Here is a 26,655-nt window from a genome sequence, read left to right as displayed (position 1 = left end):
ACACCACAGGTAATACCGAAAACAAAAAGGCAGGCACTTAAGCCTGCCTTTTTCATGTCTTCATGTGAAGAGGATCACATCGCGGTTTCAAGCGTCGCCGGCGCAGAAGTGCAGATCGGGCGACCGTTTTTCGCACGCAGCGGCAACAAGGTCGTCTCGACCGGGCCGTCGTGACGATACCAGTAACAGCCGTCTTCCGGGCTGATCTGTACGGCCGCCAAATTCTGGTTCGGCGCAGCCACATCTGACAGACCTTCAGGCAACTCCTGAAGATAGCCTTCGGATGTCAAAGGAGCCTCACACCCCGCCAAGGCCAAAAGCCCCCCCACCAAGAGCAGATATTTCATCGACCTTCGTCCTTTCGCAGTCTTCTCATACGTATGAGCCCCTTAAAGCCCTTTGTGAAACGCCGTGAAACAGGTTTTCGTTCAAAAATCGCACAACTTTGTACAGGTGTGGGTCTTTTGCCATGACCGCCGCCATACCCGCGCGCCTCAATTCACCGGGGTCGGCAGGGGCGCGCCCGCGAAATAGGCGGTCAGATTGGCACATTGCAGCATCGACATATCCCGGCGGGTTTCCACGGTGGAAGAGGCCTGATGCGGTTGCAAAAGCACATTCGGAAGCGCGATCAGACGCGGGTTCACATGAGGCTCATTGTAAAAAACATCAAGCCCCGCCCCCGCAATGTCGCCCGCCTCCAAGGCCTCGATCAGCGCATCTTCATCGACACAGGTGCCGCGCGCGATGTTGATCACCACACCTCGGGGACCGAGTGCCCGGATCGCCTCACGCGAGAGATAGCCTTTGGTGTTTTCCCCACCAACCACCGCCACGACCATCCACTCGACCGCCTCAGCCAGCGCCACGACGTCTTCGCCATGATAGGTCCAGCCCTCCGGCGTGTCCTTTGCGCTGCGCGAGGTGTAATGCACCGGCATGCCAAAACCCGCGCAACGGTCCGCGATGGCGCGTCCGATCCGCCCCATGCCCGCAATCCCCACTGGTGCGCCGGACATTTTGCGATTGCGCGGCAATTCCTTGCCCTTGCTCCAGGTGCCGTCCCGCACCCAACCGTCGCCGCGCACGATCTCGCGCGACCAGGCCAGCATCATCGCCAGCGCCAGATCGGCCACATCTTCGTTCAAGACATCCGGCGTGTTGGTCACCCGAATGCCCCGCGCAGTGGCCGCCGCCACGTCGATGGCATCATAGCCGACGCCAAACTGCGCGATGATTTCGAGGTTCGGAAACAGATCCATCTGCGCCCCGTCGAGGGGTTTGTGCCCCTTGTTCGCGATGGCGCGCACGCCCATCCGCGCCTCCTCCGACAAAGCGGCGCGCTCCTCGGGAGTGCCCGCATAGACCAACTCCCCCACATCCTCGATCCGGGCAAGTTCGTCTGCGGTAAAATAGGGGGCGGAGACGAGGATGGCGGCTTGGGTCATGGTCGGCCTTTCTGAATGCGGGACAACTGGGTGCTTTCGTCCTAACCCGTTTCGCCACCCTGCGGAAACAGGCATTCTCGCCCAAGGGTATGTTTTTTCTGCAAACAGAACCGGCGCAATTAAGGCCTCATCGACAAAGGCGTGACGTGTTTTGGTCCATAAAGATGGCCCGAGACACACAGACCTTGAGAAAATCTATGACGAGGTGGTACGCTCAAATGGGGTTTGATCCGCGACCAAAGTCTTATTGATTTTTTCGCTTACGCCGTATCGTGGTCGCCCTACTGTAAGCGTCGAAAAAGGCCGAAAAAAACGCGCAAAAACCGCTGAGCCTCTCTTGACCCTCGCTTTGGCGCGTATATACAGCGTATAGGCAAAACAGGATGACACCATGGCGCCCAAGACCAAGAAAGACAGCACCCTGATCATCCGCCTGCCAAAGGCGGACCGGGATGAGTTCGTGGCGCTTTGCGAGGATATGGACACCTCCGCCTCGCGCGAATTGCGCGACCATATCCGCAAATTCCTCAAGAAGAATTCCAAGAAAGGATCGTGACCCGTGAAGACGCTTCTCGTCGCCAACAGCAAAGGTGGCTCCGGCAAGACGATGACAGCGATCACGCTCGCGGCCGCACTGAAAGCCGCCGGGCGCAAGGTCGCGCTGGCCGATGCCGATCCGCAGCAATCCGCCCGGATGTGGGGCAAGCGGCGTTCGGCCTATGCGGCGCATATACCGGTGCTCGACTGGTCCGGGCCGGGATCAAACGGCGCCCGCCCGTCGGTGCCGAAAAAGACCGAATGGCTGGTGATCGACAGCGGTGCGGGGCTTGAGGCCGAAGACGCCAAGCCCTTTCTGAAAGAGGCGGATTTCATGGTCACGCCCGTTATGCCCTCGATGTTCGACGAGCTGGCGGTCAAAGGGTTTCTGAAAACGCTGCGTGATCTGAAACGCATCCGCAAGGAGAAGGTCGACATCCTCCCCATCGGCTCGCGCATCGACCCGCGGCGCAAGGATGGGCGGTTGTTGAAAGAGTTTCTCGAGGCCAACGGGCAGGAGATCGTCACGATGATTTCCGAACGTGCCGCCTATGTCGATCTGGCGCGCGAAGGGCTGTCGATTTTCGACCAGTCTCAGGCGAAATACGCACCGATGAAAGAGCAATGGGCCCCCGTGCTCAAACGCATGGGCGTGAAACTCTGATCCTAACATTTTCGGCTTCTGGCTCCATGACCCGCGACGGGGTTTTGCTACTCTGTCACGGTGATGTCACGCGCGGCTTCTAAAGCGTTTTAAAAAAACTTGAGGCACTCAATTTTTGAAAAACGCAGCAAGATCAATTCAGTGTCGCAACGTTTTTCGCTCAATCTGATTCAGATTAAACGAAAAACGCTTTTAACCCGCGTATGACCAATGGAGCCTGCCATGATCCCATCCGCCTTCACCGCCCCCGGCCGTTTCTATCGCGGCAATCTGCACACCCATTCGAACCGCTCGGACGGCGCGCTGGACCCTGCCGAGGTCTGCCGCCGCTATAAGGCGGAAGGCTATGATTTCATTGCCCTGACCGATCATTTCGTCGGCCTCTATGACTATCCTCTGGTGGACACGAGTGCTTTTCGCAACGAGGGTTTTACGACGCTCTTCGGCGCCGAGTTACATTCTGGCGCGATGGAGAATGGCGAGTTGTGGCACATTCTTGCGGTCGGGCTGCCCTTGGAGTTCGCCCGCTCGAACTCCCCGGCCTTTGTCCCTGTGGAGGGTCAGGAAAGCGGACCGGAGTTGGCGCAGCGGGCACGCGATGCGGGCGCTTTCGTCGCCGTCGCGCATCCGCAATGGTCGGGGATGAGCCTTTCCGACGCGCGCTCGATCGAGGCGGCCCATGCGGTCGAGATTTACAACCACGGCTGCGCTATGGGGTGCGACCGGGCGGATGGGGCGTTTTATGCCGATCTTCTGCTTTCCGAGGGCCGCGATCTGACGGTGATCGCCACGGATGACGCGCATTTCACCGAGCCGGATCATTTCGGCGGCTGGGTCATGGTCAAAGCGGCGGCACTCACGCCCGAGGCCCTGTTAGCGGCGCTCAAACGCGGCGAGTTTTATAGCAGCCAAGGCCCGGAACTGCGCCAGATCGAGGTGACGGAGAAAGCCGTTACCGTGGACTGTAGCGCGGTGGCGACCGTCATCGTCCAGGGCCACGGCTCGGCAGCAATGGCAGTGCATGGCGAAAGCCTGACCCGCGCCGAGGTGCCTTTGATGCGGTTTCACAAAAGCCCTTGGATTCGGGTCACTGTGATGGACCGAGCGGGCAAGCGGGCTTGGTCGAACCCGATGCCAAACCCGGATTTTAAGGGCTGAGCCGCGCGAAAGCCGAAAAAACAGGCACGCGCCGTGGCTGCAATTTAAGCAGGTACCACCGCCGTCACCTCGACCTCGACCTTAAACTCCTCGCGGGTGAAGCCTGTGACGATCAAAAGCGTCGAGGCGGGTTTCACCGCCACATCGGCAAGCCAGGAATCGCGCACCGCCATATAGGTCGGAAAATCCTCACGCGCGGTGACAAAGCCGCTCACGCGCACCACCGTGTCACGGGTCACGCCCGCCTCCTGCAAAATCGCGTCGATATTGGCGAAACACTGTTCTGCTTGGGCTTTGACGCCTTCGGGACAGGTGCCGTCGGGGGCCAGACCAAGTTGACCTGACGTCACGATGACCTGCCCTGCGGGGGCGGAGGCGATGCCATGCGAATAGGCGCCAAAGGGCGCGGCGATGGAGGATGGGGTCAGGGCTTTGTGCATGGAATGCTCCGGGGATGAGTCTCTGTCAGATTCGCCAAATGGCCGTTTTGTGATGCCAGTCCTGGGCCTTGAGCGCCGCCATTGTGTACAATTCCGCATCCGATTTTCCCACCCAATGCCTGATATTTGACCAATCGGCCAGAATTTCGCCCTCTATTTCGGCATTTGCAGATTGTGCACAAGAACCCGCCCCGCGCCTGCTGCTCTCTCTCCATGAGGCTCACTAACGTGGGGGTCGGAATTTCACCCACGGAGAATTTACATGACCATGAAACGCGTCCTCGCGGGGCTGACCCTTGCCGCGACCACGTCCACCACTGCGCTCACCGGAGCCATGGCTCAAGACCTCACCCCGGTCGCCTTCGGCACCAACTGGTTGGCGCAGGCCGAGCACGGCGGCTATTACCAAGCCGTGGCCGACGGCACCTATGCGGACTGCGGCCTCGACGTCACCATTCAGCCCGGCGGCCCGCAGGTGAACAACCGCGCGCTGATGATGGCGGATCGCATTCAGTTCCACATGGGCGGCGATCTGTTGCAGGCCTTCAATGCCGCCAAAGAGGGCATTCCGGTCGTGGCCGTGGCCGCCACCTTCCAGAAACACCCGCAGGTGATCATCGCGCATCCGGGTGTGGCCGAGACGTTCGAAGATCTGAAAAAAACCACGCTTTTGATCGGCGACAACGGTTTTGCCTCCTTCTATCAGTGGATGGTCGCCGCTTACGGCTTCACGGTCGAACAGCGTGAGCCCTACACCTTCAACCCGGCGCCCTTCCTCGCCGATGAGACGAAATCCATGCAGGGTTTCCTGTCGTCGGAGCCCTATGTGATCGAGAAAGAGGGCGGCTTTACCCCCGACGTCTTCCTCATCGCGGACGCCGGTTATTCGACCTATGCGACCACCATCGAGACGATGCAAAAGACCATCGACGAGAGCCCCGAGGCGGTGAAATGTTTCGTCGATGGCTCGGCGATCGGCTGGTACAACTACCTCTATAACGACAACTCCGCCGCCAATGGGATGATCATGGCCGACAACCCGGACATGACCCAGGACAAGATCGATTTCGCCATCGAGAAGATGAAATCCGAAGGCATCGTCGACAGCGGCGACGCGCTTGAGCTGGGCATCGGGGCGATGACCGACGAGAAGATTGCGGATTTCTACGACAAGATGGTCGACGCGGGCGTCATTGAGGCCGGTCTGGATTACTCCGCGGCCTATACGTTGGACTTCACCAACCAGAAGGTCGGCATGGACCTGAAATAAGGTCCATTTCCCAAAGACATAGCGAGGGCGGCCCCCGTTTTTTTTACCGCCCTCGCCTCCTTTGATTTCGAAAGACGCACATGACCCTCCCTTCTTCCATTCCCCCCATGGGCCAGCGCGACAAACTGTTGGAGATGTCCAATGTGGACAAGGTCTTCGGCGGCAATGTCGTGGCGCTCAAGGATATGAACCTGACCGTGAACCAAGGCGATTTCATTTCGCTTTTAGGACCGTCGGGCTGTGGCAAATCCACGGCTTTGCGGCTGATTTCCGGGCTGATGCGACCGACCTCCGGGCATATCAACTGGGAAGGCGGGCAGAAGACCGGCGATCTGGGCGTGGTGTTTCAGGAACCGACCCTGATGCCTTGGGCCACGGTCGAACAGAACGTCTGGCTGCCCTTCCGACTGCGCGGCAAATCCATCGCGGATGTCCAAGACGAGATCATGTGGGCACTCAAGATGGTGGGCTTGGAGAAGTTCCAAAAGAGCTACCCGCGCGAGCTTTCGGGCGGCATGAAAATGCGCGTCTCCATCGCGCGCTCGCTGGTGACCGAGCCGCGGCTGATCCTGATGGACGAACCCTTCGCGGCCTTGGACGAGATCACCCGGCACAAGCTGAACAACGATCTGTTGGAGCTGCGCGATAAGTTGAAATGCACGGTGATTTTCGTCACCCATTCGGTGTTTGAGAGCGTGTTCCTGTCGGACCGCATCGTCGTCATGGCGGCACGTCCGGGCCGGGTGTCGTCCGAAGTCACGGTGGACGCGCCCTACCCGCGCACCGAGGAATTCCGCACCTCTGCAGACTACGCGGAACTGTGCCGCAAGGCTTCTGAGGCGCTGCATGGCGCAATGAATGAACATGGCGCGAGGGCCTCTGCATGAGCACGACAGACATGAACACCGCATCCATCGTCGACGAAGAAGAGCTGCGCTACGCCCGTGCAGAAAAGCGCGAAAAGATCGCCAAATGGGTCCTCCCCGTGGTGGTGATTGCGCTGGCGGTTTTCCTCTGGGACCGCATGGTGGTGTGGAACGACATTCCGCATTACATCCTGCCGGGGCCGGGATTGGTGCTTGAGACGCTGATCCAGGATTGGGGCATGTTGTCGGATGCGCTGATTGTGACACTCAAAATCACCCTCGCGGCTTTGGCCGTCGCGGTGATCGGTGGCGTGGGTCTCGCGATCCTCTTCACCCAGTCGCGCTATTTCGAGATGTCGTTCTACCCCTTCGCCGTCATCTTGCAGGTGACGCCGGTGGTCTCGATCGCACCTCTGATTTTCATCTATGTCGACAGTCGGATCGCGGGGCTGCTCTTGTGTGCCTGGATCGTGGCGTTTTTCCCGATCCTGTCGAACACGACACTCGGCCTCAATTCGACCGACCACAACCTGCGCGATCTTTACAAAATCTACGGTGCGACGCGCTGGCAGCGGCTGCGCTATTTGCAACTGCCGACCGCTCTGCCCTACTTTCTGGGCGGGCTTCGCATCGCCGGTGGCCTGTCCCTGATCGGGGCCGTGGTGGCCGAATATGTCGCGGGCACCGGCGGCATCGGATCGGGGCTTGCGTTCCGCATCCTTGAGGCCGGGTATCGCCTCAACATTCCGCGCATGTTCGCGGCCCTTCTTCTGATCGCGGCGACAGGTGTCGTGATCTTCACCGCAGCATCCCTGCTCTCTCATGCATTGCTGCACAAATGGCACGAAAGTGCGATCAAACGGGAGTCATAAGGACTTATATGAGCTTTTGCGTTCTGCCCAGCGGCGCGAAGACACTTCGAAATGTCACGGTCCCGGCCAGCCTCATCGGCCAATCCGGGGACCTCATCACCACCGATCTCACGATCACAAATGGAAAGATCACGCAAACGGACGCTGGGCAACCGGTCGAAACCGTGATCGATATGAAAGGCGCTATGGTCTTTCCGGCCTTCGTCGATATGCACACGCATCTCGACAAGGGTCACATCTGGCCGCGCGCCTCGAACCCTGATGGCTCCTTCATGGGGGCACTGGAGACCGTCCATGCGGACCACGCCAATTGGACGGCGGCGGATGTCGAGGCGCGGATGGATTTCGCGCTCAGATGCGCCTATGCCCATGGCACCAAGGCAATCCGCACCCATATCGACAGCCTGGACGCGCTGGCGTCTTCGTCCTTTGGCGTGGTCAAACGGATGCAAGACAAATGGGCCGGAAAGATCGAGCTACAGGCGTCCTGTTTGGTGGCCGTCGACAAGATTTTCAAGGATCAGGGCGACTTCCCGGCGATTGCGAAAATCGTATCTGAGGCCGGGCAAATCTTAGGCTCTGTCACCTACCCGGTGCCGGATCTGAAAGAGCGGCTGTTGGACTTCTTCCACTTCGCGGTGATGTATGATCTTGACGTCGATTTCCATGTGGACGAGACCGACGATCCCACCTCCGACACGCTGCGCACCATTGCGGAGACGGTGATCGAGCTGGACTTTAAAAACCGCGTCACGGTGGGCCATTGCTGTTCCATTTCGGTGATGCCGGAAGAAACCGCAGACGAAATCATCGCGCTCGTCGCCAAGGCCGGTCTCAACGTCGTCTCCCTGCCGATGTGCAACATGTATCTGCAAGACCGCTACAAAGGCCGCACGCCGCGTTGGCGCGGTGTCACCATGGCGCATGAGCTGAACGCAGCGGGGGTCAATGTCTCTTTCGCCTCCGACAACACCCGCGATCCGTTCTACGCCTATGGCGATCTGGACATGATCGAAGTGATGCGCGAGGCGACGCGGATTTGCCACCTCGACCACACGGATGTGCCCTGGGTGAACGCCTTTCTGACCAATCCGGCGGCGGCCTGTGGCTTTGACACCCCAAGCCTGACGGTGGGCGCCCCTGCCGATCTGGTCATTTGCAACGCACGCGGCTGGACCGAGCTGTTCGCCCGACCGCAATCCGACAGGGTGGTTTTGCGCGACGGTGATCCCATCGACCGTACCCTGCCGTCTTACTCTGAACTTGATGAGATCGTGAGCTAATATCATGAACAAGAATTCCGCTGCGGCCATGGCCGCCCTGTCACATCTGGACATCGAAGAAAACCCCGCCACCGTCCGCAACAAATCGCGCGACTTCTTTTGGTACTCGCCGGTGCTCAAAGCCGAGATGGACCATTTGCAGGCCGACTTTGTGGTCAACCCGACCTCTGAGGCCGAAGTGATCGAGGTGCTCAAGACCTGTTACGCCCATGACGTCCCCGTCACCTGTCGCGGCGGCGGCACCGGCAACTATGGGCAGGCCATGCCTTTGGCCGGTGGCTGCGTCATGCATCTGACAAAGATGAACAAGATCAAGGAGATCGGTGCAGGCTATGTCGTCGCCGAACCCGGCATCATCATCAAGGAGATGGACGCCGAGCTGAAAGAAAAGTCGGGTCAGGAGCTGCGCATGTTCCCCTCGACCTATTCGCAGGCCTCTCTGGGCGGTTTCATCGCGGGTGGCTCCGGCGGCGTCGGGTCCGCGAACTGGGGCGCCTTGCGTGATCTCGGCAATATCGACCGTCTGCGGGTGATCACCATGGAGGCCGAGCCCCGCGCGCTGGAATTCACCGGCGAAGAGCTGCACCGCGTGTCCCACGCCTATGGCACCAACGGCATCATCACCGAGATCGAAATGCCGCTCGCCCCCGCTTATGAGTGGGTCGAGATGTTCGTGCGCTTTGACAGCTTCCGCATGGCGACCGAATTCGCCGGTGCTCTGACCGCCGAGCCGGGCATTCTGATCAAACTTGCCTCTGTCTACGCCGCCCCCATCGCGCATAAATATTTCCAGCGCGTGAAGGCGCATGTGTCTGAGAATGACCACCTCTGTGGCCTCATGGTCGCGCCGCAGTCCATGGCAGGTTTCCAGACGCTTCTGGACCGCTATGAAGGCGCCGAGGTGATCTACCGTTCGGACGACGTGCAATGGGATCGCCACCCCGGCCCGGTCTATGAATATGGCTGGAACCACACCACGCTGCGCGCGCTCAAGTTCGAGAAAGACCTGACCTATCTTCAGGTCCGCTATGGCGGGGACATCGAAAAGGTCATGCGCGCCTATGACGCGTTCAAAGACGATCTCTACATGCACCTCGAAGTGATGCGCGAGGGCGCCGGGATTTCCTTTGCAGGTCTGCCGATTGTCTTCCCCAAAGACAAGGCACAGCTCGACGATCTGGTCGCCAAACATGAGGCGATGGACTGCATGATCTTCAACCCGCATCGCTACACTTTGGAAGAAGGCGGGCGGCAGTCCACGGACAAACGCCAGCTCGATTTCAAACGCGAGGCGGACCCGAAGGGCCTTTTGAACCCCGGCAAAATGATCGCTTGGGACGAGCCGGATTTCGACTACGCGGAGATGTATTCCTACGCCAAGATCACGCCGAAACCGGAGGTGGCAGAATGAGTTCCAAAGGACGCGTTCTCGTCCTCTACGCCCACCCCTGCCCGGAAAGCTTCAACGCGGCGGTGCATGAGGTGGTCGTGGAGACGCTCACCAAATCCGGTTGGGAGGTTGATGACTGCGATCTCAACGTCGAGGGCTTTCAACCCGTGCTCACGATGGAGGACCGTCGCGGCTATCACGACGAGCCCGCCAATATCGAACCGGTGCGTGAGTATGTCGAACGGCTACAGGCCGCCGACGCGCTGGTGATGGTCTTCCCGGTGTGGAATTTCGGCTATCCGGCGATCCTCAAAGGGTTTCTCGACCGGATTTTCCTTCCGGGTGTGTCGTTTAAGCTCAAGGATGGCAAGGTCCGTCCGGGGCTCACCAACATCAAGAAACTCTACGCCTGCACCACCTATGGCGGCACGCGGTGGCGCGCGATGATGAACGGCGACCCGCCGCGCAAATGCGTCACCCGGCCGGTGTGGTATGCCTGTGGCATGCCAAAGAAGAAATACATCGCCTGCTATAACATGAACCGCAACGAAGAGCCGAAACTCAAAGCGCATCTGGAGCGGGTGCGGCGCGAGATGGAGGCGATGTGATGCAACGCGCCCTCGTTGTCTATTGCCACCCGCGCGAGACCTCCTTTAACCGCGGCATTCGTGACCTCGTACTCGCACGCCTTGAGACCGCAGGCGTCGAGTTTCGCCTGCGCGATCTCTATGCCGAGGGGTTCGATCCGGTGCTCTCCGCGCATGAGCATGAGATTTATGAAAACGTGCCGGAAAATCGCGTTCTGGTAGACCGCGATTGCACGGACCTTGAGTGGTGCGACAGCCTGATTTTCGTCTATCCGACCTGGTGGTACGGCCTGCCCGCGATGCTCAAGGGCTGGCTTGACCGCACCATGGTGTCGGGCGTGGCCTTCATCATGCCGCAAAAAGAGGGCGATGACATCAAACCCGGCCTGACCCACATCACCAAACTGGGCGTTTTCACCACCTGCGGCGCCTCGCGATGGCTGACCTTCTTTGTCGGCGCGCCGGGCAAACGCACGCTGATGCGTGGACTTCGGGTGATCTTGGCCAAACGCTGCAAGACCGCCTTTGCGGCACATTTCCTGATGGACAGCTCGACAGCTGAGAGCCGCGCCAAGCATCTGACACGGGTGCAGAACCGGCTCGATAAGCTGATCGCGGCGCCTGCGCCGAAGGAGGGGTAAATGGACATTCCCGTTCTCGACTGGAGCCGTTTTGCCACCGGTTCAGATGCCGACGGCTTTGTGCAAGACCTCGGACGTGCCTGCCGCGACACCGGTTTTTTTCTCGTCAAGAACCACGGCATTCCCGAGGAGCTGATCGCGGATGTCTTCGCCAAGGGCGACGCCTTCTTCGCGCTGCCCGTGGCGGAAAAAGCGAAAATCGACATCCGGGGCAACCCGCACAACCGGGGCTGGGCCTGTCAGGGGTCCGAGGCGCTGGACGAGACCTCCGGCCAGATGGACCGCAAAGAGGCCTTCAACGTCGGTTTTGACTTGCCCTCAGACGATCCGCGTGTCCTCAAAGGCGAGCCGTTTCGTGGCGTGAATGTCTGGCCTGATGTGCCGGGATTTCGCGAGACCATGCTCGACTACTATGACGCCGTGCTGCACCTCTCGGTCGCGCTGCACCGGGCGTTCGAGATGGATTTGAACCTGCCCGAAGGCTACTTCCCGCCGCATTTCACCGAACCGATGGCGACGCTTCGTGTCCTCTCCTACCCGGCGGCACCCGACGGTGAGGGCATCGGCGCGGGCGCGCATACGGATTACGGCTCTGTGACGCTCTTGATGACCGATGGCGTCGGCGGGTTGCAGGTCCGCCCTCGCGGCGGCGACTGGATCGACGTGCCGCATGTGCCGGGCGCCTATGTGGTCAACATCGGTGACTGCCTGATGCGTTGGTCGAATGACATCTACGTCTCGACCCCGCACCGGGTGTTGCCGCCGAAAACCGCCCGCCGCTCCATCGCCTTTTTCCTCGACCCAAACCCCGACAGCGTGATTGCCGCCCTGCCGGGCACGGGCGAGGCCAAATACCCCGCCGTCACCGGCGCCGATTATCTGCGGTCGCGCCTTGACGCGACTTACACACCGAAGGACATCACATGAGACGTTTCGACTGGACCGAGTTCCGCACCACGGAATTCACCGATTTTGACCCTGAGAAAACCATCGTCATTCTGCCCACGGCGGCCGTGGAACAGCATGGGCCGCATCTGCCTGTGGGCGTGGACACCTATATCAACGAGGGCATGCTGGCGGAACTGCGCGCCACCTGCCCCGACGATCTCGACATCCTCATCCTGCCGGTGCAGGCGGTCGGCAAATCGAACGAACACATCCACGCCAAGGGCACGCTGACCTATACGGCCAAGACCGCTTTGGACGCCTGGACCGAGATCGGGCTTTCGGTCGCGCGTGCGGGCCTCAAAAAAATGGTGATCGTCAATTCCCATGGCGGGAACTTGGACCTGATTTCCATTCTGGGGCGTGAACTCAGGGTGCAAGCGGGCATGATGGTCGTGAAATGCCAATGGGGCAATTTCGGCAAACCCGAGGGCATGTATAGCGCACAAGAAAGCACCTACGGCATTCATGGCGGTGATCTTGAGACATCGCTCATGCTGCATTTCAAACCGCATCTGGTGGATATGGAGAAGGCCGAAGATTTCCGTTCGACGGCGGAGACCGCACCGATTTCGCCGATTGGTCCGGTAAATTTGGCTTGGGTGTCAAAGGACTTGAACCCGAAAGGCACGGTGGGCGAGGCGCATCTGGCGACGGCTGAAAAAGGCGCTGCCACCTGTGCGCATCAGGTCGCGGGGTTTGTCGAGATGCTGAAAGAGCTGCGGGACTTGTCGACAGAGGGCTATGCGCGGACGATCCCGGACTGAGGGCGAGCGCCTGCCCGTGGGGTGGCGCTCCAATCTGTGAGCAGTGCAGTTTATGCCAGCCAAATCCGTCGTCCGGTGAGACGACGTCAGACGCAGAAAAGCGCCAGCCCGCCGGAACGGGCAGGCGCTTGCCCGGCACCTGTGGTGCTATTCGGGCGAAGAAAAAAGGGGGCCATTTGGCCCCCTTTCCTATTCATCCACTTCAGGCGCGGTGATCCCACCAAAGGCCCCGCCAAAGGCCGACGGGCTTTCCGGTTTCGGCGCCGCAGGGGCCGCCGGTGTCCCAACGCCCCCGAAAGCCCCGCCAAAGGCGCTGTCCGGTTTCGGTACGGTCACGCCCTGCTCCGCCTCCTGCGCCTCGATCCTCGCACGTTGCTCTGCGCGAAGCTCTTCCTGACGATCCAGCTTCTCCTGCAACACAGCCGCCTCACAGACCGAACTGTCATATTGCGAGCCCGCGTAAGTTATCCCGCCAATCACCGTCACGAGGATCGCAAAGACGATACCGGGATGTGTCAGTGCCCGCGTCACCGGATTGGCATAAAGCGGCGAGCGGGACGCGCGACCACCGGATTCGGCCTCTTTGCGGCGCTGATAGGCCTCATTCGTGAGCGCGCCCACCAATGTGAGCGTGATGATGATCACCGCCAGAGCGGACAAAGACGGGTCCGTGCCGTGGCGCACTTTCGAGGCCAAGGCCGTGGTGAAGGTGCTTTCTGAGAGAACCGTGAACACAGTCGTGTTGTAATTCTCGAAAGACGCCAACAACGTGATGAAGGCCGCCGAGCCAATCGCGGGCGCCATGAAGGGCAAGAGGATTTTGCGAAACGCCTGCCCGGGCGTGGCGCCGAGATCGAGTGCGGCTTCGGTCTGGGTCGCATCGAAACGTTGCAGTCGCGCGATGAACACCAACATGGCATAGGCCGAGACAAAGGTGATCTGGCCCACGATGGTCAGGAAATAGCCATTATAGAGAAACCCCGCCCCGGTGCCCCGCGTGATCTGGCCCCAAAGCACGATGGTCGAAATCCCGAGCACAACGCCGGGGATCAGGATCGGCAGGATCAGCACCGTGTAGAGCATCGAGCGCAGCTTGGGCGGCAATTCGGAGAGCGCCAGCGCCCCCGCCAACCCGATGGGCACCGCCAAGGCCACGACACCCACCCCGATGATCACGGAGTTCATCAGGCCTTCCATCAGGCGGGCGTTGCCGAACAACTCGCCGAACCAGCCGGTGGTGAAACACTCCCAAGGCGCCACACGCGGAAACCGCGAGGAGTTGAAAGCGGTCGTCGCCATGATGACCAGCGGGCCGAACAGAAAGGAGAAAAACGCAAGCGCATAGGCGCCGCCGAAAAGCGTGTGCCTGTTCATTTGCCAATCTCCCCGACGGAAACCTTGAACACCCGCATCATCAGCAACACGAAAGTGATACAGGTCACCAAAAGGACCACGGCATAAGCCGAGCCTCTGGGCCAGTTCGAGGACTCATTGAACCACTGATAAATGAGCTGCGTGAACCACAAAGACGACGGCCCGCCCAAAATCTGCGGCGCGGCCAACGCACCTGCGGTCAGCATAAAGACCATCGTCGCGCCCGAGACAATGCCGGGTTTCGCCATCGGCAGGACCACCCGCCAATGCACCCGCCACAAAGGCGCGCCCATATCGCGGGCGGCTTCGACTTGGGTGTGATCCAGCGCTTCGATGGCGTTGTACATCGGGAAAACCATCAAAAGGATATAGGCGTAGGCGAGGCCACAATAGAGCGCCACATCGGCGCGGATGAAATCCACCGGCGCGTCCCAAAGCCCCATCTGCATGCCCCAGGTATTGACCACGCCCGTGGAGCCAAAGAGCACGCGAAACGCAAAAGCGCGCAGGATTTCGTTGATCCAATAGGGAATGATCAGCCCGATCACCATAAGCCGCGCGGCCACACCTTTGGCGCCATGCGCGAGGATATAGGCGATGGGGTAACAGATCAGCACATCAATCACAGTCACGATCAGCGCCGCGATCAGCGTGCGCACGAGGATCATGATGTCGAGCGTGTTGACCGAGCCATCGTTGTTGAAGAAGAAACTGCGGTACTGATCGAGCGTGTAGTGATCCGCATCGGTTCCGAGCTGATCGGCCGGCAGATTGAAACGAAAGGAATAATCCAGCATCGAAAGCTGCGGCAGGGTGATGAACAAGACGACCCAAAGCGACACGGAAATCGCGACGAACAGCGCGGCGCCCATGCCGTGTTTGGCGAGCAAAGTGGTGTAGGCGAGTTTCAACTGTTTCATGAGTCACTCGCCATATGGCCGACCGGAAGGATCGTGCCGTTCATCGGCTGAAACCCCAGAGAGAGGCTTTCGCCCTGCCCCGGAAGGCTGCCCGCCAGCCCCGCGTTCACCATGGAGATGCGCAGCTCGGTGTCTCCGGCTTTGGCGAAGACATGGTTCGTCGCGCCCTCGAATTCCTGCCGCGTGAGCGTGGCGTGAAAGGCGTTTTCTGTTGCGCCGGGGATAAGCTGCTCGGGGCGCACGAACAAAAGCGCCTCGTCACCCGCTTTGTATTTGCGCCCGCCACCGACACGGGCCTCATAGGTGCCCATCGGCGTCTCAAGCGCCGCCAAGTCACCCGACTGCCCCTTAATGACGCCCTGCAATGCATTGTTTTCGCCAACAAAAGACGCCACGAAAGCCGACCGAGGCCGGTTGTAGATGTGATCCGGTTCGCCCACCTGTTCGATCACGCCACGGCTCATCACGGCGACACGGTCGGACATGGTCAAAGCCTCACCCTGATCGTGGGTGATGTAGATAAAGGTCACGCCGACCTGCTTTTGAATGGCGCGCAGCTCCGTGCGCATGTGTTGGCGCAGCTTGAGATCGAGCGCAGAAAGAGGCTCATCCAAGAGCAAAATATCCGGCTCAACGGCCAGCGCGCGGGCAATCGCCACGCGCTGTTTCTGGCCACCGGAGAGTTCCGAGACCTTCTTGTCGCCGATCCCCGGCAGGGCAATCATGTCCAACAACTCGTCCGCCTTCTTGCGCCGCGCTTTTTTAGACACGCCCCTCACCTCCAGAGGAAAAGCGATGTTTTCGGCCACGGACATCAGTGGGAAGAGCGCCAAATGTTGGAAAATCAACGCGGTCGGGCGTTTGTTCGGGCCGACGCCAGCCATATCCTTGCCGCCGATCAACACCTTGCCCTCGGTCGGTTCGGAAAAGCCGGAAATACAGCGCAGCATGGTGGTTTTGCCGCAGCCAGACGGCCCGAGAAAAGAAAAGAATTCGCCGGAGTTGATTTTCAGATTGGCGTTGTCGACGGCGGTGAAATTGCCAAAGCGGATGGAGACGTGATCGAGGAGAACAGAGCGGTCGGGGATGCGATCTGGGGTCTGGTCGGGCATGTTGCCTCTCTTATGACTTGAAGGTGAAAAGGCCCCGCACGTGCGTCGGCGGGGCCTGATCGTGAATTTACGCGGAGAGGAATTTATTGGTGAATTCGGTGCGCATTTCCGAATACCACGGCGCCTCTGCGGGCCATGCGTTGAGGTTCGCCAAGGCCTCGCCCGGATAAGCGTCGGCAAAGTTCTTGGCATAGATTTCACCACCGAAAGCATCCGCGCCCAGAACCGGCGAGTTGTAGCCATGGGTCTTGATCGCCTCACCGGCCCACTCGGGGTTGTAGCAGGCCTCGATGAAAGCATAGGCCTGATCGATATTGGTCGCCCCCGTCGGCATCGCCATCCCATCGACCCAAGCCATCGCGCCCTCGACCGGCGCACGGTACATCACCGGCTCGCCTTCGTTCTTCAGCGCGATCGGCGGGCCGTCCCAGGTCTGGCCGACGATGACGCCCTCATTCAAAAGACCGTTCTTTTGGGTGTCGGCGTCATTCCAGATCAGCTTGATATTGCCTTTCTTTTCAATCGCGTGCTCGACCAGCATGGTCCAGACTTCGGTCATTTTCTCGGGCGTTTCATAGGCCGCCCACATGGAACCCGGCTCCATCATGCCGAGGCGCTCCATGCCAAGGCCCAGCCCCAACAGCATAGAATGGCCGCGCCCCATGGTCTTACCCGCGTTGGCGTCGTCCCAGATGTCATAATAGGACGGGAACTCGCCCGCCGGCGTGAACATATCGGTGCGCCACGCGACCCCTTCGGTGCCCCAGATATGCGGCACCCAAAACGTGCCTTCGTCGCCGAAATTCCAGTGTTTTTCGCCCAGAGCCATCGCCGGGTTGACCTTTTCAATGGCGATTTTCGTCATGTCGAAGGGCTGGAGCAAGCCCAACTCCGCCCACAAAAGGTTGCGGTTCACGGTCGGAGACACGATGTCAAAGCCTTCCCCGCCGGTGGCCTTGAGCTTGTTGATGATCTCTTCGTTGGAACCGATGCCGGTGAAGTTCAGCTTGATGCCGGTCGAGCCCTCGAAGGCCGTCACAAAGCTTTCCGGCAGGTAATCCGACCACATCATCACATTGATCTCGCCCGAAGACGCCAGCGCAGAGCGGCTCACGATGGCGGGTGCTGCGAGACCGGCCACAAGGGTTGCGGTGCCTTTGAGAAAGCTGCGGCGCTTGAGGCCGGTTTGGGTGCGGCTGTTGGTTTTGAATGTCGTCATGTCACTCCCCGTGAACGTTTTGCCGTGAACTTTTTGTTATGCGGCGGTCTTCTGGCCCGAAACGGATCAGAGACCGCTCTTGCAAAAGCCTAGGAGGGCCGCTTCTGCTCAATTTAGAGCCAGAAGGGGCAAACTATAGGACCAGAGGCGCTTTCCCCTCTGGACGGCACTGCGCTGCACAATAGAGTGGCGTTGACGCAAGGAGAGCGCCCGCCACACTGGCAGGAGCGAAACGGGCCAGAGGCCCCTGGGCGAAAGAGACAGAGGATGCTGGACCGATATTTTGAACAGGGCTTTGACCAAAGCGCCTCGCTTCAGCATCAGATTCAGGAGCGCCTCATTCAGGCCATTCTCGACGGCGCGCTCTCGCCCGTCGATCCGCTGCCCTCCTCGCGCGAATTTGCCAAGACGCTCAAGGTCTCGCGCAACACGATCTCGATTGTTTACGACCGGCTGCATCAGGACGGGTTCATCACCGCGAAACCCCGGCGCGGCTATTTCATCGACGAGAATTTCGTGCGCGAAAAACTCAACGTCGCGCCCCCGCGCCGTCAAAATTCTGGCGGCACGCCCCCCGATTTCAACCGCTTTCTGCCGCGCCGCTTTTCCGACCAGATGAACATCGACAAGCGCAAGGATTGGCGGCGCTTTCCCTATCCGTTTCTCTATGGTCAGGTCGGGCGCGACGAGGTTTCCGTCGCGCGTTGGCGCGATTGTCTGCGCCGGGCGGGCACAACGCGCCATGTCGGGTCCTGGGCGGACGACCGGGTCGATGCCGACGATCCGCTTTTGCTCGATCAGATTTCGCGCCGCATCCTGCCTCAGCGCGGCTTTCGCGCCGAACCCGATGAATTGCTGATCACCGTGGGCGCGCAAAACGCGATCTGGATGATCGCCAACCTGTTTCTGGCGCCCGGGCGCAGCATTGTCATCGAGGACCCCGGCTATGTCGATGCGCGCAACATCTTTGCCGCCCAAGGCGCCCACGTCGTGCCCGTCCCGGTGGATCGCAAGGGCTTGAAACCCGGGCCGGAACTGGCCGAGGCGCATATGGTCTACCTAACGCCGGGGCATCAAAGCCCGACCAATATCACCATGCCGATGGAGCGCCGTCTGGCCATTCTGGAGGCCGCCGCCGCGCAGGATTTCCTCATTCTCGAGGACGATTACGAACATGAGCTGAACTTCGTCGGCGCCCAGCACCCGACGCTCAAGGCACTCGATGCCACGGGGCGGGTGATCCATATCGGCTCGCTGACGAAGCCGCTGTTTCCCGGCATCCGACTGGGGTTCATCGCCGCCGACCGCGAGGTGATCCGCGAGCTGCGTCACCTGCGGCGCCTGATGTATCGCCACCCGTCTGCTTTGGCACAGCGGGCCATGGCGTTGTTTCTCTCCGAAGGCCATTACGACGCCCACATCCGGCGGCATCGCCGGGGCATGGCGGAGAAATGGCGCGAAATGCTGCGCGAGATCGACCGGCAATTGCCCGGTTGCGAGGTGACCATGACGACCGGCGGCTCGGGCGTCTGGATCACCCTGCCCGAAAGCGTCGAGGCGGGATTGGTCAAGATGGAGGCCGAGGCGCGCGGCGTCTTGGTCGAGGACGGCACGCCGCATTACCTGCGCGCGGACGCGCCACGCAACCGGCTGCGGCTTGGTTTCGGCGCGATTGACTTTGACAAGATCGCGCCGGGGATTGCGGAGTTGCGGGGCGTGATTGAGGGGCTTTGCCTCAATCCATCGCAATCACAATCGTCTTCGACCGCGTGAAATGTGCGAGCATTGCCTCCAGCGACGCCTCCTTACCCAGGCCAGACCGCCCAAAACCGCCGTAGGAGACGTTGGGCTGGATCGTCAAGTTCTGGTTCACCTGCACATAGCCCGCGTTGAGCCGCGACGTGGCATCCAAAGCGCGGGACAGGTTCTCGGTCCAGACGGTGGCGGCCAGCCCGTAGCGACTGTCGTTGGCTTTCGCGATCACCTCGTCATAGTCGGACCATTTTTGAATGACCGCGACGGGGCCAAAAATCTCGTTCTGCACGCAAGGGTGATCCTCGGGCAAATCGAGCAAAAGCGTCGGCAGGGCAAAGAGATCGGGCGTCAGATCGGCACCTTCGGGCAGCGTGCCGCAGCGGATCACGCGCGCGCCAGCGGTGCCCTCGGCTTGCGCCACATAGCCCGCGACGACGGCGGCCTGTTTGGCGTTGATGATCGTCCCGATGTCGGTCGCCTCATCCAGCGGATCGCCGATTTTGAGCGCATTTAACGCTTCGATCAGTGCCGTAAGGAAGGCGTCATAGAGGCTCACATGCACATAAATCCGCGAGGACGCCGTACAGCTTTGCCCCTGCCGCGTGAAGCGCATGCCCGAAATGGCGCCCGCGACCGCCTTGTCCAGATGGGCATCGTCGCAAACGATCATCGGGGATTTGCCGCCCAATTCCAAAGACACCGGCACAATGCGTTCGGCCCCCGCTTTGTAGACGGTTTCGCCCACGGCCTCTGAGCCGGTGAAGGTGATTTTGGCGACATCCGCATGCGCCGTGAGCGCCGCGCCACAGTCCGCGCCGGTGCCATTGATCACGTTCAAAACGCCGTCGGGCAGGAAGTGCATGAGAATTTCGGCGGCCAGATAGGTGGCAAAAGGCGCCTCCTCAGAGGCCTTCACCACCACCGTATTGCCCGCCACCAGCGCAGGCGCGATCTTCAGCATCATCAACACCAAAGGCACGTTCCACGGAACTATTGCTGCGACCACACCCAGAGGTTCGCGGGTGGTCATGGTCAACATGCGCGGGTTGAACGGGATGGTTTCGCCTTTGAGCTCGGAACCTAATCCGCCATAGAATTCAAGGATGTCTGCGGCGGTCTTCACCTCGCCCCTGCATTCCGTGCGGATGGCTTTTCCGGTCTCGCGGGCCAGTACCTGAGCCACAATCTCGAAATGCTCCAACAGGGCGCGCCCACCTGCGGCCACCGCCTTGCCGCGCTCGCGCGCTGGCACCGCAGCCCAGCCAGGCCCCGCCGCTTTCGCCGCCGCCACCGCCGCCTCGGTCTCCGCCGAACCAGAAGCCGCCGCTTGGCCCAAAACCGCACCTGTGGCTGGGTTCACCACATCGAGGCCCCGCCCCACGGAGACCCGCGCGCCACCGACGAGGTTGAGGTTGCGATAGGCGGCAATTGCGGCCACGGCGTCGGCGGGAGGGCTGAATGTCTGTGTCATACCCCTTTCCTTGCCGCAAAAACGGCGACGGCAAAGGTGCCAGTGAATGGAAAAAATGAGTCCAGGCGGCCACTGCCATTGATCTGCCCTTATAATTGCTTTTGACTAAGATTATGACCGCTCGCGCACGCCTGCTTTGTCAGGTCAAGAATGGAGTTCCCCCAATGCATGACAATGATCTCTCCGCCATCGTCGAGGCCGACCGCGCCCACGTCTGGCACCATATGTTCCAGCACCAGCTTCTGGACAGCCGTGATCCGCGGATCATTGTCGAGGGCAAGGGCATGTCGGTTTGGGACCAGAACGGGCGCGAATTTTTGGATGCCGTCTCCGGCGGCGTCTGGACTGTGAACGTTGGCTATGGCCGCGAGCGGATCGCCAATGCGGTGCGCGATCAGCTGATCAAAATGAACTATTTCGCAGGCTCTGCGGGGTCGGTTCCGGGTGCGAAATTCGCCGAGATTCTGACCGCGAAAGCCCCCGGATTGTCGCGCATGTACTACTGCAACTCCGGCTCGGAAGCCAATGAAAAGGCTTTCAAAATGGTGCGTCAGATTTCCGCGCAACGCTATGGCGGCAAGAAGTCGAAAATCCTCTACCGCGACCGCGATTACCACGGTACCACCGTGGCCACTCTGTCCGCTTGCGGCCAGCAACAACGCGCGACGCATTACGGGCCGTTTGTACCGGATTTCGTCGAGGTGCCGCATTGCCTTGAGTACCGCAAACAGTGGGACGTCGAGAATTACGGCGAACGCGCCGCTGAGGCCATCGAAGAGGTGATCCTGCGCGAAGGCCCGGACACTGTGGGCGCGCTCTGCCTTGAGCCGGTGACGGCGGGCGGTGGCGTGATCGTGCCCCCGAAAGGCTATTGGGAGAAGGTGCAGGAGATCTGCAAGAAATACGACATCCTGCTGCACATCGACGAGGTCGTCTGCGGCATGGGGCGCACGGGTGAGTGGTTCGGCTATCAGAATTACGGCATCAAACCGGATTTCGTGACCACCGCGAAAGGCGTCGCCTCGGGCTATGCCGCCATCGCCGTAATGCTGACCACCGACGAGGTATTCGGCATGTTCAAGGACAACGCCGAGGACCCGCTGAACTATTTCCGCGACATCTCGACCTTTGGCGGCTGCACTGGCGGTCCGGCGGCCGCGATCGAGAACGTGGCGATCATCGAGGAAGAGGGCCTTTTGGACAACACCAAGGTGATGGGCCAGCGCCTGATGGACGGCCTCGACGCGCTGATGGACAAACATGCGCTCATTGGCAACACCCGCGGCCTTGGCCTGTTCTGTGGCGCGGAACTCGTGGCGGATCGCGAGACGAAAGAGCCGCTCAATGAAAAGCTGGTGCAGGCGGTGGTGGCCGAATGCGACAAGCAGGGCGTGATCATCGGCGCGACCAACCGGTCTGTGCCGGGCTTTAACAACACGCTGTGCTTCTCGCCGGCCTTGATCTCGAAAGCCGATGACATCGACCGCATTCTGGACGCGGTGGACAACGGCCTCACGACCGTTGCGGCGGCGATGTAAGGCTGCCACGCAAGAGTTTGATAAATCTGAATTATGCCCCGTCGATCAGCGGGGCATTTTCTGTTTCCAGAGACCCGCTTTCCTCCTTGAGGCCGGTGCCGGTCAGCCCACGCTCAAGCGCGGCGCGGGTGAGCCAGGCAATCTTGGCGGCGGCTTGGTCATAGCTCATCCCACCCTTGCCGTGGATGTTCGACAGGCAGTTGCGCTGACTGTCTTTCGTGCCGGGCTTCGGGCCGTAGGTCAGATAGGCGCCAAGGCTGTCGGCCACCGTGAGGCCGGGGCGTTCGCCGACCAGCAGCACCACAAGGCGCGCGCCCAAAGCCGCGCCGACCTCATCCCCGATGGCGACCCGAGCCTGGGTGGCGATGGTGACAGGGCCAAGAATGAGGCCGCCGAGTTTTTCAGAGGCGGCATGCACGACCGCCGCCGCATGGGCCTGCACCGCCGCTGAGGAGAGGCCATCGGCGATGACGAAGGCCACGTCGCAGGGCGGTCTGGCGTTCAGCTGCTCCGCCTCACCCGCGCCGAGTTTCCGACCAAGGTCGGGACGGCGCAGGTAACTCGCGCGATCCAGAGCTGCGGAGGTGACGCGGATCACCTCGAAGGGCGCAAGCTCCGCCTCCAAAGCCGCCACGTCCAGCGCAGAATGCACCGCATCGCGGGCGCGGGCATGGGCGAATTGAAAGTCGAGATTGGCCCCGGTCGGCAGGCCTGCGCCAGAGCGTCCCAGACCGATCCGCGCGGGCGTAGATTCACGGAGCTTGGCCCATGGGTCTTTGACGACATCACTCATTGCGCCGCCTCCAAAAGTCGCGCGGTGGCGAGGGTATTTTCCATTAGCTGACCTAAGTCAGATATTAATCCCATCGCCTCCAACCAGGCCTCAAACTCCGGCGCCGCTTTAAGGCCCAAAGAGTTGCGCAGATAGGCGATGTCGTGGAAAGACAGGCTTTGGTAATTCAGCATGATGTCATCGGCGCCGGGCACGCCGATCAAGAATTGCGCGCGGGCGTTGGCGAGGAGTGTCATCAGCACATCCATGTCGTTCTGATCGGCCTCGGCGTGGTTGGTGTAACACACGTCGCACCCCATCGGCAGGCCAAGGAGCTTGCCGCAGAACACATCCTCCAACCCTGCGCGGATGATCTCTTTGCCGTCATAGAGATACTCCGGTCCGATAAAGCCAACGACAGTATTCACAATGAGCGGATCATAGGCGCGACAGACGGCGTAGGCGCGGGCCTCAAGCGTCTGTTGATCGATGCCGTGATGGGCGTCGGCCGACAAAGCACTGCCCTGCCCGGTTTCAAAATACATCACGTTCTGGCCGACCGTGCCCCGGTTCAGCGACAGCGCGGCCTCATGGGCCTCTTTGAGCATCGCAAGCGTCACGCCAAAGCCTTCATTCGCGGCCTCGGTGCCCGCGACGGATTGGAACACCAGATCCAAGGGCGCGCCGCGTTCGATGATCTCGATGGAGTTGGAGACATGGGTCAGAACGCAGCTTTGCGTCGGGATGTCGTAGCGCGTGCGCAGATCGTCCAGCATGGACAATAGCGTCATCGCGGTCGGGATATTGTCCGTCGCCGGGTTGATGCCGATCACCGCGTCGCCCACCGCATAGGACAGCCCGTCGAGGGTCGAGGCAACGATGCCCTTCAGGTCATCCGCCGGGTGGTTCGGTTGCAGGCGCGAGCCGATGCGGCCTTCAAGGCCCAGCGTGGTTCGAAAGGCGGTCACGACGGTGATTTTGCGCGCCACAGCGATGAGGTCGCGGTTGCGCATGAGTTTCGAGACGGCGGCGGCCATTTCGGGCATCAGACCCGGCGCGAGCGCCTTGAGCGCGGCAGGCGTAGCGGCATCGGACAGGAGCCAGTCGCGGAACTGGCCGACGGTCATATGCGACACTGGCGCGAAGGCCGCGGCGTCGTGACTGTCGACAATCAGACGGGTGACCTCGTCATCTTCATAGGGGATCAAAAGCTCTGCAAGAAAGGCTTTCAACGGCAGATCGGCCAGCACCATTTGCGCCGCCACACGCTCCACATCACTCTCAGCAATCAGCCCGGCCAAAGCATCGCCAGACCGCGCAGGCGTGGCCTTGGCCATGACCTCCGCGAGGGTTTTGAACCGAAAGTTTTCGCCGCCAAGTGTGCAGGAATAGGCGCTCATGTCGTGTCTCGTCTCTGTCGTCCGTCACGAGACCTTACCGCGCGAGACGGCAAAGGCCCGCGATTTCGACAGATGGGCCGACACCTGACCCCGCCTGCCTCATTTTCAGTCAGAGGCGCCCAAGTTTTTCGCACCACAGCCGTGGAGAAACAGCGAAATCGCCAGATCGCGGCGCTGCGCCATTTCTTCCGGCGAGGGATCGCACTCGACGCACAGCAACAGCCGCGGCACCGGATCCTCGAAGGTCAAATTGACCAACATTTCGGCAGCAAGCGCGGCAGAGTTCGGGGCAAGTTCGATCTCGCCAGCCTTGCTTGCGCGGGCCAGCTCCTCGGAGACATGGCCGATCAACCGCCCTCGCCCGTTCTCAAGCAATTGCCGCGACAGCACAGGGTAGGTCTGCGCCCGCGCAATCAGGGTCCGCAGGAACTCCAGCTTGCTGTTCTCCGCCCCCGGCGGCTTGTTCAGGGTCAGCAAAATCTGCAACCGCTCTGTGAGCGAGCGGCCTTCGTCCTCGGGGCGCAGCGGGCGAAAAATCCGCTCCCCCATGCGTGAAATGACACTGCCCAACAGGGCTTCGTGGCTTTCGAAATGTTCATAAAGCGTGCGTTTCGACATGCCCGCACGACGGGCGATGGCCGCCATGGTGACATGATCGAACCCACCTTCGGTCAACAACGAACTGGCGGCTTCGAGAATACGTTCTTCGCGCGCTGCCATATCCATTTGCACAGGACGCCCACGACGCCGCGCGGCGGGGGCACCATCGCAAAAGCTCTCAGTTGCCTGTTTTTTTGTCATCTGCAGCACCCCACACCCTATTGAGCGGTGGCGCACAGCAACAAGCTATGGCACCGCTTTACAAAACTATCGGGTTTCTTTAATCGAAATTCAAGCACAACTCGTAAAATCATATGTGACGCACGTTTGACATATAAAAATGTCATAGAATTCGCTGGCCCCTGCGCCCGCATCCCTTCCCCCGGTCCGTTAAAGGCCGGGCTGTTTTCGTCGGAGACCCTCATGCACAGCCGCTTTTCCCCCTCTTTGCGCCGGGCCCTGCCCGCTCTCGCCCTCACGCAGGCGCTCGCACTGGCCGCCCCGGCGCTGGCTCAGGACGCGCCCCCGCCGAGCCCCGTGACCGTCGTGACGCTGGAGGCCAAGGATGTGACACTGTCGGCACCGCTGCCGGGCCGTGTCGCGGCCTCGTCTGAGGCTGAAGTGCGCCCGCAGGTCAGCGGCATCATCCAGTCGCGCCTGTTCCGGGAGGGCAGCACGGTTTCCGAAGGCGACCCGCTCTATCAGATCGATGCGGCCACCTATGAGGCCCAAAAAGCCGTCGCAGAGGCCAGCCTCGCTCAGGCGAAAGCGGCGCTGAAATCGGCGGAGATCGAATACAACCGCCAAGAAGAGCTGCGCACCCGCAACGTGGTCGCACAGCAGAACCTCGACAGCGCCATCGCCGCCCGCGATTCCGCCGCAGCCGCCGTGAAAGTGGCCGAAGCCAATCTTCTGTCCGCCGAGATCGATCTGGACCGCACGCAAATTCGCGCGCCGATTTCCGGTGCCACGGGCTTTAGTGAGATCACACAGGGCGCGCTGGTGACCGCCGGTCAGGCCAATGCTCTGACGACGATCCGGGCGCTCGACCCGATCTATGTGGACGTGACCCAAGCGGCCGCAGACATTCTGCGCTGGCGCCGGAGCGGCAATGGCGCGCATCCGGAATCGCTTGATCAAAGCGTGTCACTCACCCTCTCGGATGGCATCACCTATGACTACAGTGGTGAGCTGTCCGCCGCTGAGCCCTATGTGAACGAGGACACCGGCACGACCGTGCTGCGCCTGTCCTTCCCGAACCCGGATCATTTCCTGTTGCCGGGCATGTATGTGCAGGTCGAGATGCCGCAGGGCGTTGTGCCCAATGCCGTGCTGGTGCCGCAAGAAGCCGTCAGCCGCGATCGCCGCGGTCGTCCGATGGCTTTGGTGGTGAATGCCGAGAATGTGGTCGAACAACGCATTCTGGATGTGGAAAGCGACCAAGGCGCGAATTGGGTTGTCACCGGCGGTGTCAGCGCAGGCGACCGGGTCATCGTGACCGGTCTGCAAAAAGCCGCTCCGGGCGCCACCGTGGCCCCGCAAGAACAAAGCGCTGAAGCGCCGGTCGCACCCGAGGCAGCCATGGATGCCGCCGATGCGCCCGAAGCCAGCGAATAACCCGATAAG

At 60.8% G+C, this 26,655-nt stretch carries 26 protein-coding genes; 15 read left to right on the top strand and 11 right to left on the bottom strand.

Annotation, left to right across the window (positions count from 1 at the left end):
• Positions 1–74: 74 nt before the first annotated feature.
• Together LC094_RS03400 and LC094_RS03395 are read right to left on the bottom strand one after the other, a co-directional pair.
• Positions 75–347: a hypothetical protein gene (locus LC094_RS03400; protein WP_226550278.1), complete on the bottom strand. Its 273-nt coding sequence runs from the start codon at positions 345–347 to the stop codon at positions 75–77.
• Positions 348–494: 147 nt separating this feature from the next.
• A complete protein-coding gene (locus tag LC094_RS03395; RefSeq protein ID WP_226550277.1) occupies positions 495–1,448 on the bottom strand; it encodes a 2-hydroxyacid dehydrogenase in 954 nt (317 codons plus the stop codon).
• 391 nt (positions 1,449–1,839) lie between these two features.
• Between LC094_RS03395 and LC094_RS03390 the strand changes: the two genes are divergently transcribed.
• From LC094_RS03390 to LC094_RS03380, 3 genes are all read left to right on the top strand, one after another.
• Positions 1,840–2,004 carry a hypothetical protein gene (locus LC094_RS03390; RefSeq protein ID WP_167600219.1) on the top strand — a complete coding sequence of 55 codons (165 nt, stop codon included), beginning with the start codon at positions 1,840–1,842 and terminating at the stop codon, positions 2,002–2,004.
• Positions 2,005–2,007: 3 nt separating this feature from the next.
• A complete protein-coding gene (locus LC094_RS03385; protein WP_319003270.1) occupies positions 2,008–2,649 on the top strand; it encodes a ParA family protein in 642 nt (213 codons plus the stop codon).
• Between the two features lie 222 nt (positions 2,650–2,871).
• Positions 2,872–3,807, top strand: a complete 936-nt coding sequence (locus tag LC094_RS03380) for a PHP domain-containing protein (RefSeq protein ID WP_226550276.1) — start codon at positions 2,872–2,874, stop codon at positions 3,805–3,807.
• Positions 3,808–3,851: 44 nt separating this feature from the next.
• Here LC094_RS03380 and LC094_RS03375 read toward each other — a convergent pair whose 3' ends face one another.
• On the bottom strand, positions 3,852–4,247 hold the full coding sequence (locus LC094_RS03375) for a RidA family protein (protein WP_226550275.1): 396 nt from the start codon (positions 4,245–4,247) through the stop codon (positions 3,852–3,854).
• A 262-nt stretch (positions 4,248–4,509) separates the two neighbouring features.
• Between LC094_RS03375 and LC094_RS03370 the strand changes: the two genes are divergently transcribed.
• From LC094_RS03370 to LC094_RS03330, 9 genes are all read left to right on the top strand, one after another.
• Positions 4,510–5,517, top strand: a complete 1,008-nt coding sequence (locus tag LC094_RS03370) for an ABC transporter substrate-binding protein (RefSeq protein WP_226550273.1) — start codon at positions 4,510–4,512, stop codon at positions 5,515–5,517.
• Between the two features lie 80 nt (positions 5,518–5,597).
• Positions 5,598–6,404 carry an ABC transporter ATP-binding protein gene (locus LC094_RS03365; protein ID WP_226550271.1) on the top strand — a complete coding sequence of 269 codons (807 nt, stop codon included), beginning with the start codon at positions 5,598–5,600 and terminating at the stop codon, positions 6,402–6,404.
• Positions 6,401–7,255: an ABC transporter permease gene (locus LC094_RS03360; protein ID WP_226550270.1), complete on the top strand. Its 855-nt coding sequence runs from the start codon at positions 6,401–6,403 to the stop codon at positions 7,253–7,255. Before LC094_RS03365 ends, LC094_RS03360 begins: the two co-directional genes overlap by 4 nt.
• A gap of 8 nt (positions 7,256–7,263) precedes the next feature.
• Positions 7,264–8,538, top strand: a complete 1,275-nt coding sequence (locus LC094_RS03355) for a cytosine deaminase (protein ID WP_226550268.1) — start codon at positions 7,264–7,266, stop codon at positions 8,536–8,538.
• Between the two features lie 4 nt (positions 8,539–8,542).
• Positions 8,543–9,949, top strand: a complete 1,407-nt coding sequence (locus tag LC094_RS03350; RefSeq protein ID WP_226550266.1) for an FAD-binding oxidoreductase — start codon at positions 8,543–8,545, stop codon at positions 9,947–9,949.
• Positions 9,946–10,536 carry an NAD(P)H-dependent oxidoreductase gene (locus tag LC094_RS03345; protein WP_226550264.1) on the top strand — a complete coding sequence of 197 codons (591 nt, stop codon included), beginning with the start codon at positions 9,946–9,948 and terminating at the stop codon, positions 10,534–10,536. The genes LC094_RS03350 and LC094_RS03345 overlap by 4 nt, the downstream gene beginning before the upstream one ends.
• Positions 10,536–11,156, top strand: a complete 621-nt coding sequence (locus LC094_RS03340) for an NAD(P)H-dependent oxidoreductase (RefSeq protein ID WP_226550262.1) — start codon at positions 10,536–10,538, stop codon at positions 11,154–11,156. The genes LC094_RS03345 and LC094_RS03340 overlap by 1 nt, the downstream gene beginning before the upstream one ends.
• A complete protein-coding gene (locus LC094_RS03335) occupies positions 11,157–12,083 on the top strand; it encodes an isopenicillin N synthase family dioxygenase (protein ID WP_226550261.1) in 927 nt (308 codons plus the stop codon).
• A complete protein-coding gene (locus LC094_RS03330; protein WP_226550260.1) occupies positions 12,080–12,868 on the top strand; it encodes a creatininase family protein in 789 nt (262 codons plus the stop codon). Before LC094_RS03335 ends, LC094_RS03330 begins: the two co-directional genes overlap by 4 nt.
• 189 nt (positions 12,869–13,057) lie before the next feature.
• On the opposite strand, the gene LC094_RS03325 is transcribed toward LC094_RS03330, so the two are convergent.
• The 4 genes from LC094_RS03325 to LC094_RS03310 all read right to left on the bottom strand — a co-directional run bounded on the left by LC094_RS03325 (position 13,058) and on the right by LC094_RS03310 (position 17,493).
• Positions 13,058–14,242, bottom strand: coding sequence for an ABC transporter permease (locus tag LC094_RS03325; protein WP_226550257.1), 1,185 nt, complete (start codon positions 14,240–14,242; stop codon positions 13,058–13,060).
• Entirely contained in the window at positions 14,239–15,162 is a 924-nt protein-coding gene (locus tag LC094_RS03320) for an ABC transporter permease (RefSeq protein WP_226550256.1), read from the bottom strand. The genes LC094_RS03325 and LC094_RS03320 overlap by 4 nt, the downstream gene beginning before the upstream one ends.
• Positions 15,159–16,274 (bottom strand): ABC transporter ATP-binding protein, encoded by a 1,116-nt coding sequence (locus LC094_RS03315; RefSeq protein ID WP_226550254.1) that lies wholly within the window; start codon positions 16,272–16,274, stop codon positions 15,159–15,161. The genes LC094_RS03320 and LC094_RS03315 overlap by 4 nt, the downstream gene beginning before the upstream one ends.
• 67 nt (positions 16,275–16,341) lie before the next feature.
• Positions 16,342–17,493 (bottom strand): extracellular solute-binding protein, encoded by a 1,152-nt coding sequence (locus tag LC094_RS03310; protein ID WP_226550252.1) that lies wholly within the window; start codon positions 17,491–17,493, stop codon positions 16,342–16,344.
• A 267-nt stretch (positions 17,494–17,760) separates the two neighbouring features.
• Here LC094_RS03310 and LC094_RS03305 point away from each other — a divergent pair, with 267 nt between their 5' ends.
• Positions 17,761–19,266 carry an aminotransferase-like domain-containing protein gene (locus tag LC094_RS03305; RefSeq protein ID WP_226550250.1) on the top strand — a complete coding sequence of 502 codons (1,506 nt, stop codon included), beginning with the start codon at positions 17,761–17,763 and terminating at the stop codon, positions 19,264–19,266.
• Here LC094_RS03305 and LC094_RS03300 read toward each other — a convergent pair.
• Positions 19,229–20,719, bottom strand: coding sequence for an aldehyde dehydrogenase family protein (locus tag LC094_RS03300; protein WP_226550248.1), 1,491 nt, complete (start codon positions 20,717–20,719; stop codon positions 19,229–19,231). The genes LC094_RS03305 and LC094_RS03300 overlap by 38 nt on opposite strands.
• A gap of 164 nt (positions 20,720–20,883) precedes the next feature.
• On the opposite strand from LC094_RS03300, the gene LC094_RS03295 reads away from it, so the two are divergent.
• On the top strand, positions 20,884–22,257 hold the full coding sequence (locus tag LC094_RS03295; RefSeq protein WP_226550246.1) for an aminotransferase family protein: 1,374 nt from the start codon (positions 20,884–20,886) through the stop codon (positions 22,255–22,257).
• A gap of 31 nt (positions 22,258–22,288) precedes the next feature.
• Here LC094_RS03295 and eutC read toward each other — a convergent pair whose 3' ends face one another.
• The 3 genes from eutC to LC094_RS03280 all read right to left on the bottom strand — a co-directional run bounded on the left by eutC (position 22,289) and on the right by LC094_RS03280 (position 25,230).
• Positions 22,289–23,050 (bottom strand): ethanolamine ammonia-lyase subunit EutC, encoded by a 762-nt coding sequence (gene eutC / locus LC094_RS03290; RefSeq protein WP_226550243.1) that lies wholly within the window; start codon positions 23,048–23,050, stop codon positions 22,289–22,291.
• Entirely contained in the window at positions 23,047–24,429 is a 1,383-nt protein-coding gene (locus LC094_RS03285; protein ID WP_226550240.1) for an ethanolamine ammonia-lyase subunit EutB, read from the bottom strand. The genes eutC and LC094_RS03285 overlap by 4 nt, the downstream gene beginning before the upstream one ends.
• 105 nt (positions 24,430–24,534) lie before the next feature.
• Positions 24,535–25,230, bottom strand: a complete 696-nt coding sequence (locus LC094_RS03280; RefSeq protein ID WP_226550237.1) for a TetR/AcrR family transcriptional regulator — start codon at positions 25,228–25,230, stop codon at positions 24,535–24,537.
• 222 nt (positions 25,231–25,452) lie between these two features.
• Here LC094_RS03280 and LC094_RS03275 point away from each other — a divergent pair, with 222 nt between their 5' ends.
• Positions 25,453–26,646, top strand: coding sequence for an efflux RND transporter periplasmic adaptor subunit (locus LC094_RS03275; protein ID WP_226550234.1), 1,194 nt, complete (start codon positions 25,453–25,455; stop codon positions 26,644–26,646).
• Positions 26,647–26,655: the final 9 nt, after the last annotated feature.

The sequence above is a fragment of the Celeribacter naphthalenivorans genome, from assembly GCF_020524585.1.
Classification (GTDB): domain Bacteria; phylum Pseudomonadota; class Alphaproteobacteria; order Rhodobacterales; family Rhodobacteraceae; genus Celeribacter; species Celeribacter naphthalenivorans.
This window is presented reverse-complemented; position numbering and strand designations above follow the sequence as displayed.

What these genes read in the sequence shown, in the direction of transcription:
- LC094_RS03395 (WP_226550277.1), bottom strand. Translation starts at nt 1,448, where the DNA reads ATGACCCAAGCCGCCATCCTCGTCTCCGCCCCCTATTTTACCGCAGAC.
- LC094_RS03375 (WP_226550275.1), bottom strand. Translation starts at nt 4,247, where the DNA reads ATGCACAAAGCCCTGACCCCATCCTCCATCGCCGCGCCCTTTGGCGCC.
- LC094_RS03305 (WP_226550250.1), top strand. Translation starts at nt 17,761, where the DNA reads ATGCTGGACCGATATTTTGAACAGGGCTTTGACCAAAGCGCCTCGCTT.
- eutC (WP_226550243.1), bottom strand. Translation starts at nt 23,050, where the DNA reads ATGAGTGATGTCGTCAAAGACCCATGGGCCAAGCTCCGTGAATCTACG.
- LC094_RS03325 (WP_226550257.1), bottom strand. Translation starts at nt 14,242, where the DNA reads ATGAACAGGCACACGCTTTTCGGCGGCGCCTATGCGCTTGCGTTTTTC.
- LC094_RS03390 (WP_167600219.1), top strand. Translation starts at nt 1,840, where the DNA reads ATGGCGCCCAAGACCAAGAAAGACAGCACCCTGATCATCCGCCTGCCA.
- LC094_RS03320 (WP_226550256.1), bottom strand. Translation starts at nt 15,162, where the DNA reads ATGAAACAGTTGAAACTCGCCTACACCACTTTGCTCGCCAAACACGGC.
- LC094_RS03285 (WP_226550240.1), bottom strand. Translation starts at nt 24,429, where the DNA reads ATGAGCGCCTATTCCTGCACACTTGGCGGCGAAAACTTTCGGTTCAAA.
- LC094_RS03295 (WP_226550246.1), top strand. Translation starts at nt 20,884, where the DNA reads ATGCATGACAATGATCTCTCCGCCATCGTCGAGGCCGACCGCGCCCAC.
- LC094_RS03355 (WP_226550268.1), top strand. Translation starts at nt 7,264, where the DNA reads ATGAGCTTTTGCGTTCTGCCCAGCGGCGCGAAGACACTTCGAAATGTC.
- LC094_RS03380 (WP_226550276.1), top strand. Translation starts at nt 2,872, where the DNA reads ATGATCCCATCCGCCTTCACCGCCCCCGGCCGTTTCTATCGCGGCAAT.
- LC094_RS03400 (WP_226550278.1), bottom strand. Translation starts at nt 347, where the DNA reads ATGAAATATCTGCTCTTGGTGGGGGGGCTTTTGGCCTTGGCGGGGTGT.
- LC094_RS03360 (WP_226550270.1), top strand. Translation starts at nt 6,401, where the DNA reads ATGAGCACGACAGACATGAACACCGCATCCATCGTCGACGAAGAAGAG.
- LC094_RS03300 (WP_226550248.1), bottom strand. Translation starts at nt 20,719, where the DNA reads ATGACACAGACATTCAGCCCTCCCGCCGACGCCGTGGCCGCAATTGCC.
- LC094_RS03370 (WP_226550273.1), top strand. Translation starts at nt 4,510, where the DNA reads ATGACCATGAAACGCGTCCTCGCGGGGCTGACCCTTGCCGCGACCACG.
- LC094_RS03350 (WP_226550266.1), top strand. Translation starts at nt 8,543, where the DNA reads ATGAACAAGAATTCCGCTGCGGCCATGGCCGCCCTGTCACATCTGGAC.
- LC094_RS03365 (WP_226550271.1), top strand. Translation starts at nt 5,598, where the DNA reads ATGACCCTCCCTTCTTCCATTCCCCCCATGGGCCAGCGCGACAAACTG.
- LC094_RS03275 (WP_226550234.1), top strand. Translation starts at nt 25,453, where the DNA reads ATGCACAGCCGCTTTTCCCCCTCTTTGCGCCGGGCCCTGCCCGCTCTC.
- LC094_RS03315 (WP_226550254.1), bottom strand. Translation starts at nt 16,274, where the DNA reads ATGCCCGACCAGACCCCAGATCGCATCCCCGACCGCTCTGTTCTCCTC.
- LC094_RS03280 (WP_226550237.1), bottom strand. Translation starts at nt 25,230, where the DNA reads ATGACAAAAAAACAGGCAACTGAGAGCTTTTGCGATGGTGCCCCCGCC.
- LC094_RS03335 (WP_226550261.1), top strand. Translation starts at nt 11,157, where the DNA reads ATGGACATTCCCGTTCTCGACTGGAGCCGTTTTGCCACCGGTTCAGAT.
- LC094_RS03330 (WP_226550260.1), top strand. Translation starts at nt 12,080, where the DNA reads ATGAGACGTTTCGACTGGACCGAGTTCCGCACCACGGAATTCACCGAT.
- LC094_RS03340 (WP_226550262.1), top strand. Translation starts at nt 10,536, where the DNA reads ATGCAACGCGCCCTCGTTGTCTATTGCCACCCGCGCGAGACCTCCTTT.
- LC094_RS03345 (WP_226550264.1), top strand. Translation starts at nt 9,946, where the DNA reads ATGAGTTCCAAAGGACGCGTTCTCGTCCTCTACGCCCACCCCTGCCCG.
- LC094_RS03310 (WP_226550252.1), bottom strand. Translation starts at nt 17,493, where the DNA reads ATGACGACATTCAAAACCAACAGCCGCACCCAAACCGGCCTCAAGCGC.